Annotated in this window: 20 protein-coding genes; 3 read left to right on the forward strand and 17 right to left on the reverse strand. The window is 71.5% G+C overall.

All coding sequences use genetic code 11. From position 1 onward, the window contains the following. Positions 1 to 49: 49 nt before the first annotated feature. Positions 50 to 1,309, reverse strand: a complete 1,260-nt coding sequence (hisS, locus tag ACFVXK_RS22640; RefSeq protein WP_389614360.1) for a histidine--tRNA ligase — start codon at positions 1,307 to 1,309, stop codon at positions 50 to 52. A gap of 8 nt (positions 1,310 to 1,317) precedes the next feature. Next, positions 1,318 to 2,028 carry an MBL fold metallo-hydrolase gene (locus tag ACFVXK_RS22645; RefSeq protein ID WP_389614362.1) on the reverse strand — a complete coding sequence of 237 codons (711 nt, stop codon included), beginning with the start codon at positions 2,026 to 2,028 and terminating at the stop codon, positions 1,318 to 1,320. Between the two features lie 152 nt (positions 2,029 to 2,180). On the opposite strand from ACFVXK_RS22645, the gene ACFVXK_RS22650 reads away from it, so the two are divergent. From ACFVXK_RS22650 to ACFVXK_RS22660, 3 genes are all read left to right on the forward strand, one after another. Beyond that, on the forward strand, positions 2,181 to 2,963 hold the full coding sequence (locus tag ACFVXK_RS22650) for a peptidylprolyl isomerase (RefSeq protein WP_389614364.1): 783 nt from the start codon (positions 2,181 to 2,183) through the stop codon (positions 2,961 to 2,963). Between the two features lie 188 nt (positions 2,964 to 3,151). Further along, the gene (locus tag ACFVXK_RS22655) at positions 3,152 to 4,381 is read left to right on the forward strand and encodes a DUF349 domain-containing protein (protein ID WP_389614366.1); all 1,230 of its coding nucleotides are present in this window, start codon (positions 3,152 to 3,154) and stop codon (positions 4,379 to 4,381) included. Between the two features lie 184 nt (positions 4,382 to 4,565). Further along, positions 4,566 to 5,816: a hypothetical protein gene (locus tag ACFVXK_RS22660; protein WP_389614368.1), complete on the forward strand. Its 1,251-nt coding sequence runs from the start codon at positions 4,566 to 4,568 to the stop codon at positions 5,814 to 5,816. 94 nt (positions 5,817 to 5,910) lie between these two features. Here the strand turns inward: ACFVXK_RS22660 and ACFVXK_RS22665 are convergent, their stop codons facing one another. The 15 genes from ACFVXK_RS22665 to pgsA form a co-directional block, all read right to left on the reverse strand. Further along, positions 5,911 to 8,412 carry a RelA/SpoT family protein gene (locus ACFVXK_RS22665; RefSeq protein WP_389614370.1) on the reverse strand — a complete coding sequence of 834 codons (2,502 nt, stop codon included), beginning with the start codon at positions 8,410 to 8,412 and terminating at the stop codon, positions 5,911 to 5,913. 149 nt (positions 8,413 to 8,561) lie between these two features. Continuing rightward, positions 8,562 to 9,119, reverse strand: coding sequence for an adenine phosphoribosyltransferase (locus ACFVXK_RS22670; protein ID WP_389614372.1), 558 nt, complete (start codon positions 9,117 to 9,119; stop codon positions 8,562 to 8,564). Beyond that, a complete protein-coding gene (gene secF, locus ACFVXK_RS22675; RefSeq protein ID WP_389614374.1) occupies positions 9,116 to 10,174 on the reverse strand; it encodes a protein translocase subunit SecF in 1,059 nt (352 codons plus the stop codon). The genes ACFVXK_RS22670 and secF overlap by 4 nt, the downstream gene beginning before the upstream one ends. A gap of 1 nt (position 10,175) precedes the next feature. Further along, on the reverse strand, positions 10,176 to 11,984 hold the full coding sequence (secD, locus tag ACFVXK_RS22680) for a protein translocase subunit SecD (RefSeq protein ID WP_389614376.1): 1,809 nt from the start codon (positions 11,982 to 11,984) through the stop codon (positions 10,176 to 10,178). A 150-nt stretch (positions 11,985 to 12,134) separates the two neighbouring features. Beyond that, positions 12,135 to 12,572 carry a preprotein translocase subunit YajC gene (yajC, locus tag ACFVXK_RS22685; protein ID WP_389614378.1) on the reverse strand — a complete coding sequence of 146 codons (438 nt, stop codon included), beginning with the start codon at positions 12,570 to 12,572 and terminating at the stop codon, positions 12,135 to 12,137. Between the two features lie 164 nt (positions 12,573 to 12,736). Beyond that, positions 12,737 to 13,810: a Holliday junction branch migration DNA helicase RuvB gene (gene ruvB / locus ACFVXK_RS22690; protein ID WP_389614380.1), complete on the reverse strand. Its 1,074-nt coding sequence runs from the start codon at positions 13,808 to 13,810 to the stop codon at positions 12,737 to 12,739. 85 nt (positions 13,811 to 13,895) lie between these two features. Continuing rightward, positions 13,896 to 14,522 carry a Holliday junction branch migration protein RuvA gene (gene ruvA / locus ACFVXK_RS22695; RefSeq protein WP_389614382.1) on the reverse strand — a complete coding sequence of 209 codons (627 nt, stop codon included), beginning with the start codon at positions 14,520 to 14,522 and terminating at the stop codon, positions 13,896 to 13,898. Continuing rightward, positions 14,519 to 15,055, reverse strand: coding sequence for a crossover junction endodeoxyribonuclease RuvC (gene ruvC, locus ACFVXK_RS22700; RefSeq protein ID WP_389614384.1), 537 nt, complete (start codon positions 15,053 to 15,055; stop codon positions 14,519 to 14,521). Before ruvC ends, ruvA begins: the two co-directional genes overlap by 4 nt. 126 nt (positions 15,056 to 15,181) lie before the next feature. Further along, positions 15,182 to 15,934 (reverse strand): YebC/PmpR family DNA-binding transcriptional regulator, encoded by a 753-nt coding sequence (locus tag ACFVXK_RS22705; RefSeq protein ID WP_389614386.1) that lies wholly within the window; start codon positions 15,932 to 15,934, stop codon positions 15,182 to 15,184. A 57-nt stretch (positions 15,935 to 15,991) separates the two neighbouring features. Next, positions 15,992 to 16,585, reverse strand: a complete 594-nt coding sequence (gene pdxT / locus ACFVXK_RS22710; protein ID WP_389614388.1) for a pyridoxal 5'-phosphate synthase glutaminase subunit PdxT — start codon at positions 16,583 to 16,585, stop codon at positions 15,992 to 15,994. Positions 16,586 to 16,596: 11 nt separating this feature from the next. Beyond that, on the reverse strand, positions 16,597 to 17,514 hold the full coding sequence (pdxS, locus tag ACFVXK_RS22715) for a pyridoxal 5'-phosphate synthase lyase subunit PdxS (protein WP_045947873.1): 918 nt from the start codon (positions 17,512 to 17,514) through the stop codon (positions 16,597 to 16,599). 204 nt (positions 17,515 to 17,718) lie between these two features. Next, complete coding sequence (locus ACFVXK_RS22720) at positions 17,719 to 18,261, reverse strand: hypothetical protein (protein ID WP_358892801.1); 543 nt, start codon at positions 18,259 to 18,261, stop codon at positions 17,719 to 17,721. Positions 18,262 to 18,293: 32 nt separating this feature from the next. Beyond that, a complete protein-coding gene (locus ACFVXK_RS22725) occupies positions 18,294 to 19,460 on the reverse strand; it encodes a glycosyltransferase family 4 protein (RefSeq protein WP_389614390.1) in 1,167 nt (388 codons plus the stop codon). Further along, positions 19,460 to 20,362 carry a phosphatidylinositol mannoside acyltransferase gene (locus ACFVXK_RS22730; protein WP_389614392.1) on the reverse strand — a complete coding sequence of 301 codons (903 nt, stop codon included), beginning with the start codon at positions 20,360 to 20,362 and terminating at the stop codon, positions 19,460 to 19,462. The genes ACFVXK_RS22725 and ACFVXK_RS22730 overlap by 1 nt, the downstream gene beginning before the upstream one ends. Continuing rightward, positions 20,362 to 21,024, reverse strand: a complete 663-nt coding sequence (pgsA, locus tag ACFVXK_RS22735) for a phosphatidylinositol phosphate synthase (protein ID WP_358892804.1) — start codon at positions 21,022 to 21,024, stop codon at positions 20,362 to 20,364. Before pgsA ends, ACFVXK_RS22730 begins: the two co-directional genes overlap by 1 nt. Positions 21,025 to 21,156 lie beyond the last annotated feature (132 nt).

Genomic DNA, 21,156 nt, shown 5'->3' on the forward strand with positions numbered 1-21,156 from the left:
GGGGCGGGACGGGGGCGCTCCCCCGTCCCGCCCCCGGCGGCGCTGCGCGTCAGGCCAGGCGGGACCGGACCTCGGTGACGAGGTCGGCGACCGCGACGGCGCTCTGCTCACCGGACTCCATGTCCTTGAGCTGGACCACGCCCTCGGCGAGGTCGCGGTCGCCCGCGACGACCGCGAAGCGGGCACCGCTGCGGTTGGCGTCCTTCATGGCGCCCTTCAGGCCCTTGCCGCCGTACGACATGTCGGCCGCGACGCCCGCCTTGCGCAGCTCGGTCACCAGGCCGAACACGGCCGGCTTGGCCTCGCCCAGCGCGACGGCGAAGACCGACGTGGCCGCCGGGATGTCCAGCTCCACGCCCTCGGCCTCCAGGGCCAGCACGGTCCGGTCGACGCCCAGCGCCCAGCCGACGGACGGCAGGGCCGGGCCGCCGATCATCTCGGACAGGCCGTCGTAGCGGCCGCCGCCGCCGACCGCGGACTGCGAGCCCAGGCCGTCGTGGACGAACTCGAAGGTGGTGCGGGTGTAGTAGTCGAGGCCGCGGACCAGCTTCTCGTCGTCCTCGAAGGCGACCCCGGCGGCCGTGACCAGCGCCCGGACCTCCTCGTGGTACGCCTTGCAGGCGTCGCAGAGGTAGTCGCGCAGCACGGGGGCGCCGACCAGCTGCTTCTGGACGTCGGGCCGCTTGTCGTCGAGGACGCGCAGCGGGTTGATCTCGGCCCGGCGGACGGTCTCCTCGTCCAGGTCGAGGCCGCGCAGGAAGCCCTGGAGCGCCTCCCGGTACACCGGGCGGCACTCCTTGTCGCCGAGCGAGTTCAGCAGGATGCGGAAGTTGCGCAGGCCCAGCGAGCGGTACGCCTGGTCGGCGAGGATGATCAGCTCGGCGTCCAGCGCCGGGTCCTCGGCGCCGATGGCCTCGGCGCCGACCTGGGAGAAGTGGCGGTAGCGGCCGGCCTGGGCGCGCTCGTAGCGGTAGTACGAGCCGGAGTACCAGAGCTTGACGGGCAGGCTGCCGAGCTTGTGGAGGTTGCCCTGGAGGGCCGCGCGCAGCACGGAGGCGGTGCCCTCGGGGCGCAGGGCGAGCTCGTCGCCGCCCTTCGTCGTGAGGGTGTACATCTCCTTGCTGACGATGTCGGTGGACTCGCCGACGCCGCGGGAGAACAGCTTGACGTCCTCGAAGCCGGGGGTCTCGACGTATCCGTAGCCGGAGTTCTTCAGGGGCGCGGCGATCGCCTCGCGCACCGCCAGGAAGTTGGCGGAGCGGGGCGGCAGCAGGTCGTACGTGCCCTTGGGGGCCTTGAAGGTGCTCACGAAACTCGTCACATTCCTCGTCGTGGGGCGGCGGTGCCGTCCCCCAGCCCGGCTGCCACTTCCCGCAGGTACGGGTTGGTGGCGCGCTCGCGGCCGATGGTGGTCTGGGGACCGTGGCCGGACAGCACCACCGTCGAGTCCTCCAGCGGCAGGCACACGCGGGCCAGCGACTGGAGCATCTCGGCGTGGGAGCCGCCGGGCAGGTCGGTGCGTCCGATGGAGCCGGCGAACAGCAGGTCGCCCGAGAAGAAGACCGGCGGGACGTCGGCCTGCTCGGGCATCCGGAAGGTCACCGACCCCTTGGTATGGCCGGGCGCGTGCGCCACCGAGAACTCCATCCCGGCGAGCTTCAGGGCGGCGCCGTCGGACAGCTCGCGGACGTCGTCCGGCTCGCCGACGGTGAGCTCGCCCATGAGCGGCATGCCGATGGAGCGGCCGAGGGCCTTCTCCGGGTCGCTCATCATGTAGCGGTCCTGGGGGTGGATCCAGGCGGGAACGTCGTGCGCTCCGCACACCGGGACCACCGAGGCCACATGATCGATGTGGCCGTGGGTCAGGACGACCGCGACGGGCTTGAGGCGGTGCTTCCTCAGCGTCTCCTCGACTCCCTGGGCGGCCTGGTGGCCCGGGTCGATGATGACGCACTCCTCACCCGCGGCGGGGGCGACCAGGTAGCAGTTGGTCCCCCAGGCCCCGGCCGGGAACCCGGCAATCAGCACGTTCGTCCTCAATCGTCGTCCGTCGGGCGGCAGCAGTTCGGAATCTGCTGCTCAGAGCCTACCGGCGCCCCTCATCACACAGCGAACCCATATACGGTACGGCCTAACCGAGCCCGGACAGCGGTACCAGAGACGTACAAGGAGACGACCCGGTGGTCACGAGCGATCAGCGTCGGCGACAGCTCGCCAGGGAGAAGTACGAGCGCCAGCAGAAGCGCCGCGCGGAGGCCCGCCGCAGGTCGCGGCAGCGGCTGGCGATCATCGGCGCGGCCTCGGCCGCCGTGATCGTGGCCCTGATCGGCCTGATCGCGGGCGGTGTCTTCGACTCGAAGGACAAGAAGGACGCCGCGGCCGAGCCCTCGGCCTCCCCGTCGGCGCCCGAGCCCAAGAAGTCGCCGTCCCCGGCGATGGCGATCGACGACAAGGCGAAGTACACCTTCGACCTGAAGACCAGCGCGGGCGAGATCACGTTCGAGATGGACGCCTCGAAGACCCCGCAGACGGTCAACTCCTTCAAGTCGCTCGCCGACAAGAACTTCTTCGACAAGACCAAGTGCCACCGCCTGGTGACCTCCGGGATCTACGTGCTGCAGTGCGGCGACCCCGAGGGCACCGGCCGCGGCGGCCCGGGCTACACCATCCCCGACGAGAACCTGGACTCCCTCGGCAAGCCGAACGAGCAGGGCCAGGTCGTCTACCCGGCCGGCACGGTGGCGATGGCCAACACCGGACGGCCCGGGACCGGCGGCAGCCAGTTCTTCCTCGTCTACAAGGACAGCCCGCTCGCCCCCTCGTACACCCCGTTCGGGAAGATCGACGCGGCCGGGCTGAAGGTGCTGGAGGAGGTCGCCAAGGCGGGGACCGCCGACGGGGCCCAGGACGGCGCCCCCAAGACCCCCGTGAACATCGAGAAGGCCACCGTCACCAAGAAGTGACGGGTCGGGCGGCCCCGGCCCGGCCCGCCCGCGGCCCGTGCGGCGATATTCCGTCGTGCGGGATGCGGACAGCCGGCCCGGCGGTCGCCTATGTTGGCGTTGTGCAGGGCGGGCGCTGCCCGCCCCAGGAAACTGTGGACGATGCCAGGGGGACACGACCCCGTGCGGCATCAGGTGGAGGAGGCGCTGTGAGCAGCGACCCGTGGGGCCGAGTCGACGAGACCGGCACCGTGTACGTGCGTACTTCCGAGGGCGAGCAGGTCGTCGGCTCGTGGCAGGCGGGCACCCCTGAGGAGGCCCTGGCCTACTTCGAGCGCAAGTACGAGGGCTTGGTGGTCGAGATCGGCCTCCTCGAACGGCGGGTGCGGACCACCGATCTGTCCGCCAAGGACGCCCAGACGGCCATCGACCACCTGCGGACCCAGGTGGACGAGCACCACGCCGTCGGTGATCTCGGCGCCCTGCGCGTCCGGCTGGACAAGCTGGTGGCGACGGTGGACTCGCGGCGCGAGGAGCGCAAGGTCCAGAAGGCCAAGCAGACGGACGAGGCCCGCGCGGCCAAGGACGCCCTGGTGACCGAGGCCGAGCAGCTGGCGCAGAGCGACCAGTGGCGCAGTGCCGGCGAGCGGCTGCGCGCGCTGGTGGACATCTGGAAGGGCCTGCCCCGGCTCGACCGCAAGTCCGACGACGAGCTGTGGCACCGCTTCTCGCACGCCCGCTCGGCCTTCTCCAAGCGGCGCAAGGCGCACTTCGCCGCGCTGGACGCCCAGCGCGAGGAGGCCCGCAAGGCCAAGGAGAAGCTGGTCGCGGAGGCCGAGTCGCTGTCGAAGTCGACGGACTGGGGTCCGACGGCGGCCCGCTACCGCGAGCTGATGGACAGCTGGAAGGCGGCGGGCCGGGCGCAGCGCGAGTCCGAGGACGACCTGTGGAACCGTTTCCGCGGTGCGCAGGACGTGTTCTTCGCGGCGCGCGGCGAGGTGTTCGCGGAGCGGGACGCCGAGCAGGTGGAGAACCTGAAGCTGAAGGAGGAGCTGGCCGAGGAGGCCGAGAAGCTCGTCCCGGTGACGGACCTGAAGGCGGCCCGGGCCGCGTTCCGTTCCGTCAACGAGCGCTGGGAGGCCATCGGCCACGTGCCGCGCGACGCCCGTCCCAAGGTCGAGGGCCGGATGCACGCCGTGGAGCGGGCCATCCAGGAGGCCGAGGACGGCGAGTGGCGGCGTACGAACCCGGAGGCGCGGGCCCGTGCGGCCGGTCTGACGGGGCAGCTCCAGGCGGCCGTCGACAAGCTGCGCGGTGAGATCGACTCGGCGCGCGCGGCCGGCAACAACGCCAAGGCCGACAAGCTCTCCCGGGAGCTGGAGGGCCGCCAGGCCCTGCTGGACCAGGCGCTGAAGGGCCTGGAGGAGTTCGGCGGCTGAGTCCCCGGACGGGTTTTTCGGATGGGCGCCACCGGTTACCCCCGGTGGCGCCCATCCGCCGTATATGGGTCCGATTCGTTACCCGGTTTCGACGCAGGGTGCGCGCGGGTCGCACCCTCCTCCTGTGTAACGTTGTACGGTGCCGCCTCGGCGGCCTTCTGCCGGGCGACGACCAGGATCGAATGTGACGCATACCCAGATACGCGCTGATGTCCCCGACTCACTTCTCGTCGCCCCACCGCTGTCGGGCAAGAAGGACTCCGGACTCCGCCGTGTCGGACGGCGCGTACTCGCCCACCTGAAGCGGGCCCGGAAGGCGCTGCTGGTCCACATCGCGCTGCGCGCCACCGGTCTGGCCGTCATGGCGATCTGGGCCGAGCGCAAGGGCGTCCGGCCGCTGGAGATCCTGGGCGGCCGCTGGGACTCGGTGTACTACCTGCACATCGCCGAGAACGGTCTGACGACCCCGCTGGCGACGCCCTCGCCGTGCGCGTTCGCGGGGCCGAGCTGCCAGATGGCGTTCTTCCCCGTGTACCCGATGCTGGTGCGGTACACCTCGCTGGTGACGCACCTGCCCATGAACTGGGTGGCGATGGGGCTGGCGCTGTTCGCCTCCGTGATCGCCGCGTGGGGCATCTTCGCCGTCACCGACAAGATCTACGGCCGCCGGGTCGCGCTGTTCACCTGTGCCCTGTTCGCGATCGTTCCGGCGGCGCTCGTCCAGTCGATGGCGTACACCGAGCCGCTGTTCCTGGCCCTGTCGGTGTGGGCGATGTACGCGGTGATGACGAAGTCCTGGCTGACGGCCGGTGTGCTGGCCTTCTTCGCGGGGGCCACCCGGCCCTCGGGGTCGGCGATCGTCGCGGCCGTGGTGCTGGCGGGCGTCTGGGAGTACGTGCAGTGGCTCCGCAAGCGCCGCGCGCAGCGGCCCCCGGTGGGGCGGATCGTGGCCGCCTCGCTGATCGCCCCGCTGGGCTGGTTCGGGTACGTGGGGTACGTCGGCTGGCACTTCGGGCGCTGGGACGGCTACTTCGAGCTCCAGCGCCGCTGGGGTTCGGTGTACGACGGCGGTTTCGACACCCTCAGCGAGCTGAAGAAGACTTTCACGGAGGTGCACACCACCCTCAACCACGTGGTGGTGTCGCTGACGGTGGTCACGGCGGCGGTGCTGTTCGTGCTGATGACGCGCCGGCGCCGGCCCCCCATGGTGGTGTGGATCTTCGCTGCCATGGTCATGCTGATGGCGCTGGGCGGGGCGGGCTTCTACTTCTCGAAGATGCGCTTCATCATGCCCGCGTTCCCGCTGCTGTTCCCGTTCGCCCTCGCCCTGGCGAGGGCCCGGCGGAGCACGGTGGTGTGGATCCTCGGCTCGGCCACGGCCGTCTCCGCCCTCTTCGGCGGCAACCTCAACTTCGTCTGGTGGGGCTGCCCCTGACCGGGCCGCCGCACCGGACACGACGGTGGGCGCCACCCCTCGGGGGTGGCGCCCACCGTTGTATGCCGGACCGGGCCGGGCCGGGCCCGCCGGGCTAGGGCCTGCGGGCCGAGGTCACGCGGTAGACGTCGTAGACGCCCTCGACTCCGCGGACGGCCTTCAGGACGTGGCCCAGGTGCTTGGGGTCGCCCATCTCGAAGGTGAACCGGGAGGTGGCCACCCGGTCGCGCGAGGTCTGCACGGCCGCGGAGAGGATGTTGACGTGCTGGTCCGACAGGACCCGCGTGACGTCCGACAGCAGCCGGGACCGGTCCAGCGCCTCGACCTGGATGGCGACCAGGAACACGGAGGACTGGGTCGGGGCCCACTCCACCTCCAGCATCCGCTCGGGCTGCTGGGAGAGGGAGTCGACGTTGACGCAGTCGGCGCGGTGAACCGATACGCCACTGCCGCGGGTGACGAAGCCGATGATCGGGTCGCCCGGTACCGGCGTGCAGCAGCGGGCCAGCTTCACCCACACGTCGTCGACGCCCTTGACGACCACGCCCGGGTCGGCGTTGCCGCGCCGCTTGGTGCGGGCGCGGGACGGCGGGACGCTCTCCTCGATGTCCTCGTTGGCGGCCTCCTCGCCGCCGAGGGCCTGCACCAGCTTCTGCACGACGCCCTGCGCGGCCACGTGGCCCTCGCCGATCGCCGCGTAGAGCGAGGAGATGTCGGGGTAGCGCATCTCGTGCGCGAGGGTGACGAGCGAGTCGCCGGTGAGGATCCGCTGGATCGGCAGGTTCTGCTTGCGCATGGCCCGCGCGATGGCGTCCTTGCCGTGCTCGATGGCCTCGTCGCGGCGCTCCTTGGAGAACCAGGCGCGGATCTTGTTGCGGGCCCGCGGGGACTTGACGAAGCCCAGCCAGTCCCGGGAGGGGCCGGCGCCCTCGGCCTTGGAGGTGAACACCTCGACCAGGTCGCCGTTGTCGAGGGTGGATTCGAGCGGGACGAGCCGCCCGTTGACCCGCGCGCCTATGGTGCGGTGGCCGACCTCGGTGTGGACCGCGTACGCGAAGTCCACGGAGGTCGCCCCGGCGGGCAGCGCGATGACGTCGCCCTTGGGGGTGAAGACGAACACCTCGTTGCGGGAGAGGTCGAAGCGCAGGGAGTCGAGGAACTCGCCCGGGTCCTCCGTCTCCTTCTGCCAGTCGAGGAGCTGGCGCAGCCAGGCCATGTCGTTGACGGTGTCCTGGCCGGCGCTGCCCTTGGCGGCCTGCGGGACGTCCGTGCGGATCTTGGAGGCACCGGCGACGGTCTGCTGCTTGTACTTCCAGTGCGCGGCGATGCCGTACTCGGCGCGGCGGTGCATGTCGAAGGTGCGGATCTGGAGTTCGACCGGCTTGCCGTTGGGTCCGATGACCGTCGTGTGGAGCGACTGGTACATGTTGAACTTCGGCATCGCGATGTAGTCCTTGAACCGGCCGGGGACCGGGTTCCAGCGCGCGTGCACGGTACCGAGGGCCGCGTAGCAGTCCCGGACGGTGTCCACGAGGACGCGGATGCCCACCAGGTCGTAGATCTCCGCGAAGTCACGGCCGCGGACGATCATCTTCTGGTAGACGCTGTAGTAGTGCTTGGGTCTGCCGGTGACGGTGGCCTTGATCCGGGCCGCGCGCAGGTCGACCATCACCTCGTCGGTGACGACGGCCAGGTACTCGTCGCGCTTGGGGGCCCGCTCGGCGACGAGCCGCACGATCTCGTCGTACATCTTGGGGTAGAGGATCGCGAAGGCGAGGTCCTCGAGCTCCCACTTGATCGTGTTCATGCCGAGGCGGTGGGCCAGCGGCGCGTAGATCTCGAGGGTCTCGCGGGCCTTCTTCTCCTGCTTCTCCCGCTTGAGGTAGCGCATGGTGCGCATGTTGTGCAGGCGGTCGGCGAGCTTGATGACGAGGACCCGGGGGTCCTTGGCCATGGCGACGACCATCTTGCGCACGGTCTCGGCCTGGGCGGCCTCGCCGAACTTGACCCGGTCGAGCTTGGTCACGCCGTCGACGAGGAGGGCCACGGCGTCGCCGAAGTCCCGGCGGAGCTGCTCCAGCCCGTACTCGGTGTCCTCGACCGTGTCGTGCAGCAGTCCGGCCATCAGGGTGGCGGGGTCCATGCCCAGCTCGGCGAGGATGGTGGTCACCGCGAGCGGATGCGTGATGTACGGGTCGCCGCTCTTGCGCTTCTGGCCGCGGTGCCAGCGTTCGGCGACCTGGTAGGCCTGCTCGATCTGGCGCAGCGTCGCCGTCTCGATCTTCGGGTCGTTGCTGCGGACTATACGGAGCAGGGGTTCCAGTACCGGGTTGTACGGGTTGGAACGCTGCACGCCGAGGCGGGCCAGCCGGGCGCGCACCCGGTTGGAGGACCCGGCCGGCTTGGCCGGGAGGGGCCTGACCGGCGGGGCCGGCGGGGGCGTGGCTGCGGCCGCCGCGGCCGGGTCGGCCTTGGGGTCAGGCTGCGCGGCAGAGAGTGGCGGCTGGACCTCGTCTGGCAAGAGCGCTCCTCTGGGGTCCCCCCGGACGGAGTCTGGGGGAGGTTCCGGGCCCCCGGTCAGGTCCGGAGAACCCATGGTAGCGAGGGTTCCGCCACCCCGTTCTCCCCGGCCGCTCCACGAGATGCGGCCCCGCCGCCGTTCGAGGCCGCCCCTAGGGGGTGCCGGACGCGAAAGCGGCGGGCCCCCCGGTGTCCCCGGGGCCCCCCCCGTAGGCAGGGCGGACGTCAGACCACGATCAGCGCGTCCAGCGGGGCCCCCGCGAGGGCACCGGCCAGCTTCGCGCGGCCCGGGAGGAACGACAGCTCCATCAGGACCGCCACACCGGCGACCTCGGCCCCGGCCCGCCGGATCAGCTCCAGCGAGGCCTCGGCGGTGCCGCCGGTGGCGAGGACGTCGTCGATGACCATGACCCGGTCACCGGCCGACAGGTCCTCGGCGTGGACCTCGATCTCCGCCGTCCCGTACTCCAGCTCGTACGCCTGCGCGAGCGTCGCACCCGGCAGCTTGCCGGCCTTGCGCACGGGGACGAAGCCGATGCCCGCCTGCACGGCGACCGGGGCCGCGAGGATGAACCCGCGCGCCTCCAGCCCGACGATCTTCGTCGCGCCGTACCGGACGGCCAGCTCGACCAGGGTGTCGGTCAGCGCGCCGAACGCCTTCGGGTCGGCGAGCAGCGGGGTGATGTCCTTGAACACCACGCCCGGCTTCGGGTAGTCCGGGACGTCCGTGATCCGGCTGAGCAGCAGCTCACGGACCTCGGGGGTGCAGCTGGCGGTGGTCACCGGCGCCGCCTCCCCTGGCCGCCCTGGGCCACGACCTGCGGGGTCTCGTCCGCTTCGGTCCCGTCCTCGACGTCCTCACCCTTGGCCGCGGCGGCGGCGCGCTTGGCGAGCACCCGCTTCTTCAGGGCCTTCATCGCCGGCTCGCGCTCCTTCAGGTCCACGACCAGCGGGGTGGCGATGAAGATCGAGGAGTACGCACCGGCCGCGAGGCCGACGAACAGCGACAGCGAGATGTCGTTGAGCATGCCCGCGCCGAGGAAGCCGCCGCCGATGAACAGCAGGGCCGCGACCGGCAGCAGCGCGACGACGGTGGTGTTGATCGAGCGGACCAGCGTGCCGTTGATGCTGCGGTTGGCGACGTCGCTGAAGGTCCAGCGGGTCTGCTTGGTGATGTCCTTCGCGCCCTCCTTGAGACCGTCGAAGACGACGACGGTGTCGTAGAGGGAGTAACCGAGGATGGTCAGCAGACCGATCACGGTGCCCGGGGTGACCTCGAAGCCGACGAGCGCGTACACGCCGACGGTGATCGTGAGGTCGTGGACCAGGGCGATCAGGGCCGCGACGGCCATCCGCCACTCGAAGGCGATGGCGAGGTAGACCACCACGAGGACCATGAAGATCGCGAGGCCGGTCCAGGCCTTGTTCGCGATCTGCTCGCCCCAGCTCGGGCCGACCAGGTCCGCGTTGATCTGGCCCGCGTCGACCTTGAGGTCGGTGGCGAGCTGCTTCTTCACGGACGCGGCCGCGTTGGTGTCCAGACCGGAGATCTGGATGCGCAGGCCGCCGGTGCCCAGCTCCTGGACGATCGCGTGGTGACCCGAGGCCTTGTCCGCGGCCTCGGTGGCCCGGGCGACGGACACGCTCGTCTTCGGGGTGGTGAAGACGGCACCGCCCTTGAACTCGATGCCCATGTTGAGGCCCTGGACCACCAGGGCGACGGCCGCCGTGATGGTGATCAGGACGGAGACGCCGTACCAGACGAAGCGCTTGCCGACGAAGTCGTAGCCGACCTCACCGCGGTACAGCTTGGCGCCGAGATCTCCCAGCTTCGACATCTCACGCCTCCTTTGCGTCGACGGGGGCGGGGACGGGACCGGTGCGGCGGGACCGGCGCAGCGGCGGCTTGGCGCCGAGCCGCTTGGGGTCGAGCCCGGACCACGGGTGGCCGCTGGAGAAGAACTTCGTCCGCGCCAGCAGGGTCATGACGGGCTTGGTGAACAGGAACACCACGACCACGTCGAGCAGGGTGGTCAGACCCAGCGTGAAGGCGAAGCCCTGGACCTTGCCGACGGTGACGATGAACAGCACCGCGGCGGCGAGGAAGGACACGAAGTCGGAGACCAGGATGGTGCGGCGGGCGCGCGGCCAGGCGCGCTCGACGGCCGGACGCAGCGTGCGGCCCTCGCGGATCTCGTCGCGGATGCGCTCGAAGTACACGATGAACGAGTCCGCCGTGATGCCGATGGCGACGATGGCGCCGCAGACGGCGGGCAGGTTCAGGGCGAAGCCGATGCCCTTGCCCAGCAGCGACATGATCGTGTACGTGAGGACCGCGGACACCATGAGGCTGACGATGGCGATGAAGGCCAGGCCCCGGTAGTAGACCAGCAGGTAGATCACGACCAGGGCGAGGCCGATGGCGCCGGCGATCAGGCCGGCCTTCAGCTGCTCGCCGCCGAGCGCGGCGGTGACGGTGGTGACGCTGTCCTCCTGGAAGGACAGCGGCAGGGCGCCGTACGAGAGCATGTTGCCCAGGTCCTGCGCGGACTGCTGGTTGAAGCCGCCGGAGATCTCGGCGTTGCCGCCGGTCAGCGCCTGGCTGACGGACGGGTCGGAGATGACCTTGCCGTCGAGGACGATCGCGAACTGGTTCTGCGGGGCCTGCTTGGTGGCCAGCTCACCGGTGATCTTGGCGAACTTGTCCGCGCCCTTGTCGGTGAACTGCATCTGCACGATCCACTGACCGCGCTGCTGGTCGACGACGCCCTTGGCGTCCTTCACGTCCGTGCCGGCGACCTGGGCGGGACCGAGGATCCACTTGCCCCACTGGTTGCCGCGCTGGCCGCAGGCGATCGTCGGGTCCTCGGGCTTGGCGCCCTTGCCGGCGGAGGCGCGCTGGTCCTCCTTGGTGCAGTCCAGCGCGGCGAACTTCGCCTGCAGGTCCGCCACCGCGGGGTCGACCGGCGGGGTCGCGACGGGGGCCGGCGCCGAGGCGGAGGCGGAGGGCGTGGCCTTGGCGTCGTCTGCCTTCTTCGACTCGCTCGCCGAGGGCGAGGGAGTGGGGGTGCCCGGGGCCTTGAGGGCCTCGCTGAGCACACGGCCCTGGGAAGTGGCGCTGGACGACGGGGTGGCCGGAGCGGAGGGCTTGGAGCTGCCCTCGGCCTTCGGGGCGCCGGAACCGCTCGCGGAGGGGCTCGGGGAGCCGCTCGGCTTGGTCTCGGGGGCGGCGGGGGCGCCGTCCGCGAAGGCGAGCACGGGGCGGAAGTACAGCTGGGCGGTGGTACCGACCTGCTCGCGGGCCTGCTGCTCGTTCACCCCCTTGGGGATGTTCACGATGATGTGGTCGCGGCCCTGGGTCTGGACCTCGGCCTCCGAGACGCCGAGACCGTTGACACGGCGGTCGATGATGCCGACCGCGGTGTTCATGTTGGTCTCGTTGACCGCGTCCGGCTTGCCGGGCTCACTCTTCGCCTTGAGCGTGATGCTCGTACCGCCCGCGAGGTCGATGCCCAGACGGGGGGTGGTCTGATGAGAGAGGAACATCCCCGCGGTGAGCGCCACCATCGCGATCAGGATGAGGGCCAGGGCGCGCCCCGGCCTCCCCTGAGCCCCCGTGGGCCGTCGGCCCTTCTTCGGTGCTGCCACCTTGTCGTATCTCCCTGTCCAACCGTCGCCCGCCGGGTCAGCGTGCGGACGGCCACGAAATGTGTGGTGGGGACCCCTGCCCCCCGCAGAAGTTCACTGCGGGAACCGCGGCGGATGCCGGTCGGGCACCACCGCGGTCCCTGCCCGGCGCTACTTGGCGCCGGGCTCGCCGTCGGTCTTGCCGTCCTTCGGCTCGTCGTCGCCCTTGGGCTCGTCCTTCTTGCCCAGGTCGAGCTTGGGGGCGTCGCCCTCGGTCAGCGAGGAGGCGTCGTCGGGGACGACCGGAGTGTCCTCCGGGGTCTCGGTGATGCCGTGGACGATGCGGTTGTACTCCTCGTCCTCCAGCACGGCGCCGATGGAGTTCTTCGCGTAGATCGCGTGGACGCCGGGGGCCACCTCGAGGGTGACGGTGTCGTCACCGATCTCCTTGACCGTGGCGTACATGCCGCCGATGGTGCGGACGCCGGTACCGGGCGTCATGTGGTCACGCATCTGCGCGGCCTGCTGCTGCTTCTTCTTCGCGGAGCGGGTCATCAGGAACATCGCCCCGATGAGCACGATGAACGGGAGGAGTGTCACGAGATTCACGGGACGGAGATCCTTCGCACGACCGCCCGGGAGACGGCCTTTTTCTACGGGGGTGGGCACACCGACCCGAAGGGTCGGCATCGGCGGAGTCTAGGCGAGTCAGCGCCGATGGAACAACGCCCAGCATGGCACCGCAGTTCCTGACCGGTCGAACCTCCGCGCCGTCAGCCCCCGAACAGGCCCTGTTGTCCGCTTGTTCCGCCACCCGGGTGCTGTGGCGGAACAAGTCCCAGGTGAGCCCATGCGGCGGGGGTCGCGACCCGGCCCCGCGGGGTCCGGGCGAGGAGGCCCTCGCGCACCAGGAAGGGTTCGGCGACCTCCTCGACGGTCTCGCGCTCCTCCCCGACGGCGACGGCGAGGGTGGACAGCCCGACGGGACCGCCGCCGAACAGCTTGAGCAGGGCCTCCAGCACGGCCCGGTCCAGCCGGTCGAGGCCGCGCGCGTCCACCTCGTACACCTGGAGCGCGGTGGCGGCGACCTCGCGGGTGATCACCCCGTCGGCCCGCACCTGGGCGTAGTCGCGGACGCGGCGCAGCAGGCGGTTGGCGATGCGGGGGGTGCCGCGGGAGCGGCCGGCGATCTCGGCGGCGCCGGCGGTGTCGATCTCCACGTCGAGGAGGCGGGCGGAGCGGTGGACGACGCGTTCCAGCTCCTCGGGGGCGTAGAACTCCATGTGCCCGGTGAAGCCGAAGCGGTCCCGCAGGGGCGGAGGCAGCAGGCCGGCCCGGGTGGTGGCGCCGACCAGGGTGAACGGGGGCAGCTCCAGCGGGATGGCGGTGGCGCCGGGGCCCTTGCCGACGATCACGTCGACGCGGAAGTCCTCCATGGCCATGTACAGCATCTCCTCGGCGGGCCGGGACATGCGGTGGATCTCGTCGAGGAAGAGGACCTCGCCCTCCTGGAGGGAGGAGAGGATCGCGGCGAGGTCGCCGGCGTGCTGGATGGCGGGGCCGGAGGTGATGCGGATGGGCGCGCCCATCTCCGCGGCGATGATCATGGAGAGGGTGGTCTTGCCCAGGCCGGGCGCGCCGGAGAGCAGGACGTGGTCGGCGGTGGCGCCGCGCTGGCGGGCCGCCTTCAGGACGAGGTCCAACTGCTGGCGGACCTTCTCCTGGCCGACGAATTCGCCGAGGTCCTTGGGCCGCAGGGCCGCCTCGACGGCGGTGTCCTCGCCGTCCGCCGAGGCGGCGACCAGCCGGTCCGGCTCGGGGGTGTCGGTTTCGTCGTCCCAGTTCACGCTGCCAGTCTGCCTTCTCGTTCGTTTCCGGTGGTCTGCCCGTGTCCCGCTGCCCGGGGGGACACCGCCCCGCGCGGCGGGAGCCTCACCTGGCTCGGTTCAGGGACTGGAGGGCGGCCCGGAGGAGCTGGGGGACGGGGGCCGAGCCGCCGGCGGCGATGGCGGCCTCGGCCTGCGGGGTCACCGCCGAGACCGCGTCCTCCGCCTCGCGGGAGGCGTACCCGAGCCCGATCAGCGCCGCGGTGAGCTGCTCCGTCCAGGGGGCGGGCCCGGACGCCACGGGGGCCCGCTGCGCCCCGACCACGGCGGGGGCCGTCCCGAGCTTGCCCTTCAGCTCCAGCAGCAGCTTCTGCGCGCCCTTCGGCCCGATGCCCGGCACCGCCGTCAGGGCCTTCGCGTCCCCCGCGGCGAAGGCGGCCCGCAGGGCGTCCGGGCTGTGCACCCCGAGCATCGCCTGCGCGACCCGGGGGCCGACCCCGCTGGCGGTCTGGAGGAGCTCGAACAATTGGCGTTCGTCGTCGTCCGCGAAGCCGTACAGGGTCAGGGAGTCCTCACGGACCACCAGGGAGGTGGCCAGCCGGGCCGGTTCGCCGACGCTCAGCCTGGCGATGGTGCTCGGCGTGCAGTGGACGGCCATGCCCACTCCCCCGACCTCGACCACGGCCAGGGTGGGGGTGAGCGCGGCGACCGGGCCGCTGACGAAGGCGATCATCTCGTACGGCCTTTCAAGGCGGAGGCGTGCTGGGCGACCGCCTGCTGGAGGCGGTTCTGGGCGGGGGCCCGCCAGATGTGGCAGATGGCGAGGGCCAGCGCGTCGGCGGCGTCGGCCGGCTTGGGCGGTTCGGCGAGCCGGAGCAGCCGGGTCACCATGGCGCCGACCTGCGCCTTGTCGGCGCGACCGCTGCCGGTGACGGCGGCCTTGACCTCGCTGGGGGTGTGCAGGGCGACCGGTATGCCCCGACGGGCCGCGCACAGCATGGCGACGGCGCTCGCCTGGGCGGTGCCCATCACGGTGCGGACGTTGTGCTGGCTGAAGACCCGCTCCACGGCGACGAATTCCGGCCGGTGCTCGTCCAGCCACTCCTCGATGCCGCGCTCGATGGCGACGAGCCGGTGCCCCAGCTCGGCGTCCGCCGGGGTCCGGACGACCCCGACGCCGACCATGGTCAGGGGCCGCCCGGCGACCCCCTCGACCACTCCGACACCGCACCGCGTCAGCCCGGGGTCCACACCCAGTACCCGCACCGCACCCCCTCTTCCGGTCACCGCTCACCTGTCCGTGCAGGCTATCCGCCCGCACTGACAATGCGACGGCGGGCCGACAGGGTGTGTCCTGTCGGCCCGCCGTCACGAGCGGTACGGGTCGGCCGGTCAGGCGTCGACCTTCTCCATGACCTCGTCCGAGACGTCGAAGTTGGCGAAGACGTTCTGCACGTCGTCGCTGTCCTCCAGCGCGTCGATCAGCTTGAAGATCTTGCGCGCGCCCTCTTCGTCGAGCTCGACCTGCATGGTCGGGACGAAGCTGGAGTCGGCGGAGTCGTAGTCGATGCCGGCCTCCTGGAGCGCGGTGCGGACCGCGACCAGGTCGGTGGCCTCGCTGATGATCTCCCAGGTGTCGCCGTTGTCGTTCACCTCTTCGGCGCCGGCGTCCAGGACCGCGCCGAGGACGTCGTCCTCGGAGAGCTCGGCCTTGGGCAGCAGGATGACGCCCTTGCGGTTGAACAGGTACGAGACCGAGCCCGGGTCCGCCATGGAACCGCCGTTGCGGGTCATGGCGACGCGGACGTCGGACGCGGCGCGGTTGCGGTTGTCGGTGAGGCACTCGATGAGCACCGCGACACCGTTCGGGCCGTAGCCTTCGTACATGATCGTCTCGTAGTCGGCGCCGCCGGCCTCGAGGCCGCCGCCGCGCTTGACCGCGGAGTCGATGTTCTTGTTCGGGACCGACTGCTTCTTGGCCTTCTGGACGGCGTCGAAGAGGGTCGGGTTGCCCTCGATGTCGGCGCCGCCCATACGCGCCGCGACCTCGATGTTCTTGATCAGCTTCGCGAAGAGCTTGCCGCGCTTGGCATCGATCACGGCCTTCTTGTGCTTCGTCGTAGCCCATTTAGAGTGGCCGGACATCCGCCTGTCTCCTTCGCGTAACCAACAGTGTTCGTCTCAGATCCTACCGGGACCTGATTACAGCACCGCGCGCACCATGTCGACGAAGTACGCGTGGACGCGGTCGTCGCCGGTCAGCTCCGGGTGGAACGAGGTGGCGAGGACGTTGCCCTGCCGCACGGCGACCGTGTGGCCGTCGTACGTGGCGAGCACCTCGGCGGAGGCGCCGACCGACTCGACCCAGGGGGCGCGGATGAAGACGCCCTCGACGGGACCGCCCTCTATGCCCGCGAAGTCGATCTTCGCCTCGAAGGACTCGTTCTGGCGGCCGAAGGCGTTGCGGCGGACGATCATGTCGATGCCGCCGAGCGTCTCCTGGTCGTCACGGCCGTCGAGCAGCTTGTCCGCCAGCATGATCATGCCGGCGCAGGTGCCGTAGACGGGCATGCCGGCCCGCACGCGCTCGCGCAGCGGCTCCAGCATGCCGAACAGGACCGCGAGCTTCGACATGGTCGTGGACTCGCCGCCGGGGATCACCAGGGCGTCGACCTCGGCGAGCTCCTCGGGACGCCGGACCGGCCTGGCCACGGCGTCCGCCGCGGCCAGGGCGATCAGGTGCTCCCGTACGTCGCCCTGGAGGGCCAGGACACCGATCACGGGGGGGTTGTTCATCGTGGGGTGCCTTACCAGCCGCGGTTGGCGTAGCGCTCGGCCTCGGGGAGGGTGTCGCAGTTGATGCCGACCATGGCCTCGCCCAGGTTGCGGGACGCGTCCGCGATGACCTTCGGGTCGTCGAAGAAGGTGGTGGCCTTCACGATGGCGGCGGCGCGCTTGGCCGGGTCGCCGGACTTGAAGATGCCGGAGCCGACGAAGACGCCCTCGGCGCCGAGCTGGCGCATCAGCGCGGCGTCGGCCGGGGTGGCGACGCCACCGGCGGAGAACAGGACGACGGGGAGCTTGCCGAGCTCGGCGACCTCCTTGACGAGCTCGTACGGGGCGCGCAGCTCCTTGGCGGCGGCGTACAGCTCGTTGTTGTCGTAGCCGCGCAGCTGGGCGATCTCGTTCTTGATCTGGCGCAGGTGGCGGACGGCCTCGACGACGTTGCCGGTGCCGGCCTCGCCCTTGGAGCGGATCATGGCCGCGCCCTCGGCGATGCGGCGCAGGGCCTCGCCGAGGTTGGTGGCGCCGCAGACGAAGGGGGTGGTGAAGGCCCACTTGTCGGAGTGGTTGATCTCGTCGGCCGGGGTCAGGACCTCGGACTCGTCGATGTAGTCGACGCCGAGGGACTGGAGCACCTGGGCCTCGACGAAGTGGCCGATGCGGGACTTGGCCATGACCGGGATGGAGACGGCCTCGATGATCTCCTCGATCATGTTCGGGTCCGACATGCGGGCCACGCCGCCGTCCTTGCGGATGTCGGCCGGAACCCGCTCCAGGGCCATGACGGCCACGGCGCCGGCGTCCTCGGCGATCTTCGCCTGCTCGGCGTTGACCACGTCCATGATCACACCGCCCTTGAGCTGCTCGGCCATGCCGCGCTTGACGCGGGAGGTGCCGATGGCCGACTCAGCGGACTGGGGGGAGGTGGGAAGCGTGCTCACGGGTTGACCTCACTCGAAACGAACTCGAAAGGGAGACGGGTACTACTCGGCAGAGGAAACCCCACCGACCAGTCCACTACAAGGGCCAATATGGAGCCGGTGGCTCCTTGATTTGTCCCCGGCGGCCCTGGTGGACCCCGTTCGGCCCAGTGCCGGGCCCCGGCGGCACCTCCCGCGGCGCCCCCGCGGCGCCCGTCGGCCCGGTCAGGCCGGGCGGTCCGCGAGGTCGGCCGGGGGCTCGTCGTCCATCTCGAAGGCCAGCGGGAACGGCGCGTGCCCGGCCAGCCGGAACCAGCGGACCTTGCGGTGCCGGCGCAGCGCGCGGGCGGCCCGTACGGCGTCGTTGAGGAAGCGCCGGGCCATCGGCACCCGGCGCACGGCCGCGGCCAGTTCCTCGGCGGCCTCCACGCCTCCGGGGGCGGCCTTGAGGACCTCCACCTGGTCGGCGTCGGCGAAGACCGCCCGCAGCGCCTGGCTGAGCTCGCTCTCGGCGACCTCCCGGTGCTCCTCCTCGGCCTGCCGGGCGGCGTGCGCGGCCTCGTACAGCACGAGGGAGGAGGCGGGGTCGAGCGCCCCGGAGGTGGCCACCTCCAGGACGACGGAGGCGCGGCGCACCAGCTGCGCGTCCAGGGCGGCCCGGGCGGCGTCCATCCGGGTGTGCAGCCGGTCCAGCCGCCCGGCGGTCCAGCTGAGGTAGACCCCGACGACGCCGAGCGCCACCGCGATCCAGACAAGGTTTTCGATCACGGGCGGCGACACTACCGGAGGCGGGGCCCGGGCTAGGGAGTGTCCCGGGAGAAGCCCAGGCGGGTGCGGAGCGGGACGCGTTCGTCGGCGCCGACGGCTGCCGCGCCGGTGGTGACCGTCTCGTAGACGGCGAGGATGTCCGCGCCGACCGTCGACCAGTCGAAGCGGCGCACGTGCGCCGAGCCGCGGGCGCTGAGCTCGGCGCGCCGGGCCGGGTCGCGCAGCAGGGCGATCGCCGCGTCCGCGAGGGAGCCGGGGTCCTCGTTGGCGAAGAGTTCCCCGGCCGCGCCCTGGTCGAGGACCTGGGCGAAGGCGTCGAGGTCGGAGGCCAGGACGGCCGCCCCGGCCGACAGGGCCTCGACCAGGATGATCCCGAAGCTCTCGCCGCCCGTGTTGGGCGCCACGTACACGTCGACGCTGCGCAGCAGCCGGGCCTTGTCCTCGTCGGAGACCATGCCGAGGAACTCCACGCGGGAGCGCAGCCCGGCCGGCAGGGAGGCGACGGCCTCCTCCTCGTCGCCGCGGCCCGCCACGAGGAGCCGTACGTCCGGGCAGGCCTCCACGATGCGCGGGAAGGCGGCCATGAGCACGGGCAGGCCCTTGCGCGGCTCGTCGATGCGGCCGATGAAGCCGAGGGTCTGCCCGCCCCACTCGGCCTTGGGGTCGGCCTTCGCGAAGAAGTCGACGTCGACGCCGTTGGGGATGACCACGGCGTCCCCGCCGAGGTGCTCGACGAGGGTGCGCCGGGCGTACTCGCTGACCGCGATCCGCGCGCTGATCTTCTCCAGTGCCGGCTGGAGGATCGGGTACGCCGCGATCATCGCCCGGGAGCGGGGGTTGGAGGTGTGGAACGTGGCCACGATGGGGCCCTGCGCCGCCCAGCAGGACAGCAGCCCGAGGGAGGGGGAGGCCGGCTCGTGGATGTGGATCACGTCGAAGACGCCCTCGTGCAGCCAGCGCCGTACCCGGGCGGCCGACAGGAAGCCGAAGTTCAGCCGGGCCACGGAGCCGTTGTAGGGCACCGGCACGGCCCGGCCCGCCGAGACCACGTAGGGCGGCAGCGGGGTCTCGTCGTCCGCGGGGGCGAGCACCGACACCTCGTGGCCCAGCCTGATCAGGTGTTCGGCCAGGTCGCGGATGTGGAACTGGACGCCGCCGGGGACGTCCCAGGAGTACGGGCAGACGATGCCGATCTTCACTACGGGCGCTCCTCCAGGTCGTCGAGCCACAGCCGCTGGAGCATGTGCCAGTCCTCCGGGTGCTCGGCGATCCCCGAGGCGAAGGCGTCGGCCACCGCCTGGGTCATGACGGCGGTCTTCTCGGGCCGGGTCCCGGTCCCGGGCACGTCCACCTCGGGGTGGATCCGGCCGTACATCTTCGGGGCGTCCCCGTAGTGCAGGGTGACCGGCAGCAGGGCGGCCCCGGTCTGCTGGGCCAGCAGCGCGGGCCCGGCGGGCATCCGGGCGGTGGCGCCGAAGAAGTCGACCTCGACCCCGGAGGAGGACAGGTCCCGGTCCGCGACGAGGCAGATCAGCCCGCCGGCGCGCAGCCGGCGCGCGAGGGTGCCGAAGGCGGCCCCGCCGCTGTGCGGCAGGACCTCCATGCCCAGGCTCTCCCGGTAGGCCACGAAACGGTCGTAGAGGGACTCGGGCTTGAGCCGCTCGGCGACGGTGGTGAAGGGGACGCCGACGTGCCCGGTGACCCAGGCTCCGGCCAGGTCCCAGTTGGCCAGGTGCGGCAGGGCCACGATCACCCCGCGGCCGGAGGCGAGGGCCTCCCGCAGGATGTGCTCGTCCTTTATCGAGACGTCCGTGCCGAACCGGCGGGGGTCCATGGCGGGCAGCCGGAAGGACTCCATCCAGTAGCGCATGTACGAGCGCATCCCGGCCTGCGAGAGGGCGCGCAGCCGCTCGGGCCCGGCGTCGGGGACCACCCGGGCCAGGTTGGACTCCAGGCGCAGCACGCTCTTGCCGCGGCGCTTCCAGGCCACGTCGGCGATCTTGCGGCCGAGGGCCGCCGCCGCCGGCTCGGGCAGCTTCTTGACGCCCGCCCAGCCCAGCCCGTACAGCCCGTCGACCAGCTTGTCCTTGGCGCCGGGCATCAGTGCGCCCCGCCCTCGGCGGGGGCCGCCGCGTCGGCCTCGGCGGCCTCACGGCGGACCGTGACCACCCGCTGGACCAGCGTGACGAGCGAGCCGGCCGCCACCACCCACAGGGCGATGGGCAGCAGGACCCCGATCCACGAGGGGACGCCGAAGATCTGCAGCCCGGAGACACCGGCCGCGACCAGCGAGATCACCAGCCGCTCGGCGCGCTCGACGAGCCCGTTGACGGCCACGGGCAGGCCGATCGCCTCGCCGCGGGCCTTGGTGTACGAGACCACCTGGCCGCTGGCCAGGCAGAAGATCGCCACCGCGCACAGCGCGTTGTCGTTCCCGGAGCCCGCGTACCAGAGCGCGAGGCCGCCGAAGATCGCCGCGTCGGCCACCCGGTCGAGGGTGGAGTCGAGGAACGCGCCCCAGCGGCTGGACACCCCGGCCTGGCGGGCCATGTTCCCGTCCACCAGGTCGGAGAAGACGAAGAGGGTGATGGTGATCGTGCCCCAGAAGAACTCGCCCCGGGGGAAGAAGACCAGCGCCCCGGCCACCACGCCGGCGGTGCCGATCAGCGTGACCGCGTCGGGGCTCACCCCCCGACGCAGGAGAAATGCGGCGAACGGCGTGAGAACACGCGTGAAGAACGCACGCGCGTACTTGTTCAGCATGGCCTTCCCGGAGGGTCGCTGGGCCGCGCGGCCACCACGGCCACCGGCTGGCCCATCGTAGCCAGCACCCCGGGTGCGGGGCGCCCCGCACCCTCCGGTTCGCCCGGCGCAATCATCCGGCCGTCCCCTCCC

This window comes from Streptomyces sp. NPDC058157 (assembly GCF_042884105.1).
Lineage (GTDB): Bacteria > Actinomycetota > Actinomycetes > Streptomycetales > Streptomycetaceae > Streptomyces.

What these genes read in the sequence shown, in the direction of transcription:
- ACFVXK_RS22665 (WP_389614370.1), bottom strand. Translation starts at nt 8,412, where the DNA reads ATGGGTTCTCCGGACCTGACCGGGGGCCCGGAACCTCCCCCAGACTCC.
- secF (WP_389614374.1), bottom strand. Translation starts at nt 10,174, where the DNA reads ATGTCGAAGCTGGGAGATCTCGGCGCCAAGCTGTACCGCGGTGAGGTC.
- ruvA (WP_389614382.1), bottom strand. Translation starts at nt 14,522, where the DNA reads ATGATCGCCTTCGTCAGCGGCCCGGTCGCCGCGCTCACCCCCACCCTG.
- ACFVXK_RS22705 (WP_389614386.1), bottom strand. Translation starts at nt 15,934, where the DNA reads ATGTCCGGCCACTCTAAATGGGCTACGACGAAGCACAAGAAGGCCGTG.
- pdxT (WP_389614388.1), bottom strand. Translation starts at nt 16,585, where the DNA reads ATGAACAACCCCCCCGTGATCGGTGTCCTGGCCCTCCAGGGCGACGTA.
- ACFVXK_RS22730 (WP_389614392.1), bottom strand. Translation starts at nt 20,362, where the DNA reads ATGCCCGGCGCCAAGGACAAGCTGGTCGACGGGCTGTACGGGCTGGGC.
- pgsA (WP_358892804.1), bottom strand. Translation starts at nt 21,024, where the DNA reads ATGCTGAACAAGTACGCGCGTGCGTTCTTCACGCGTGTTCTCACGCCG.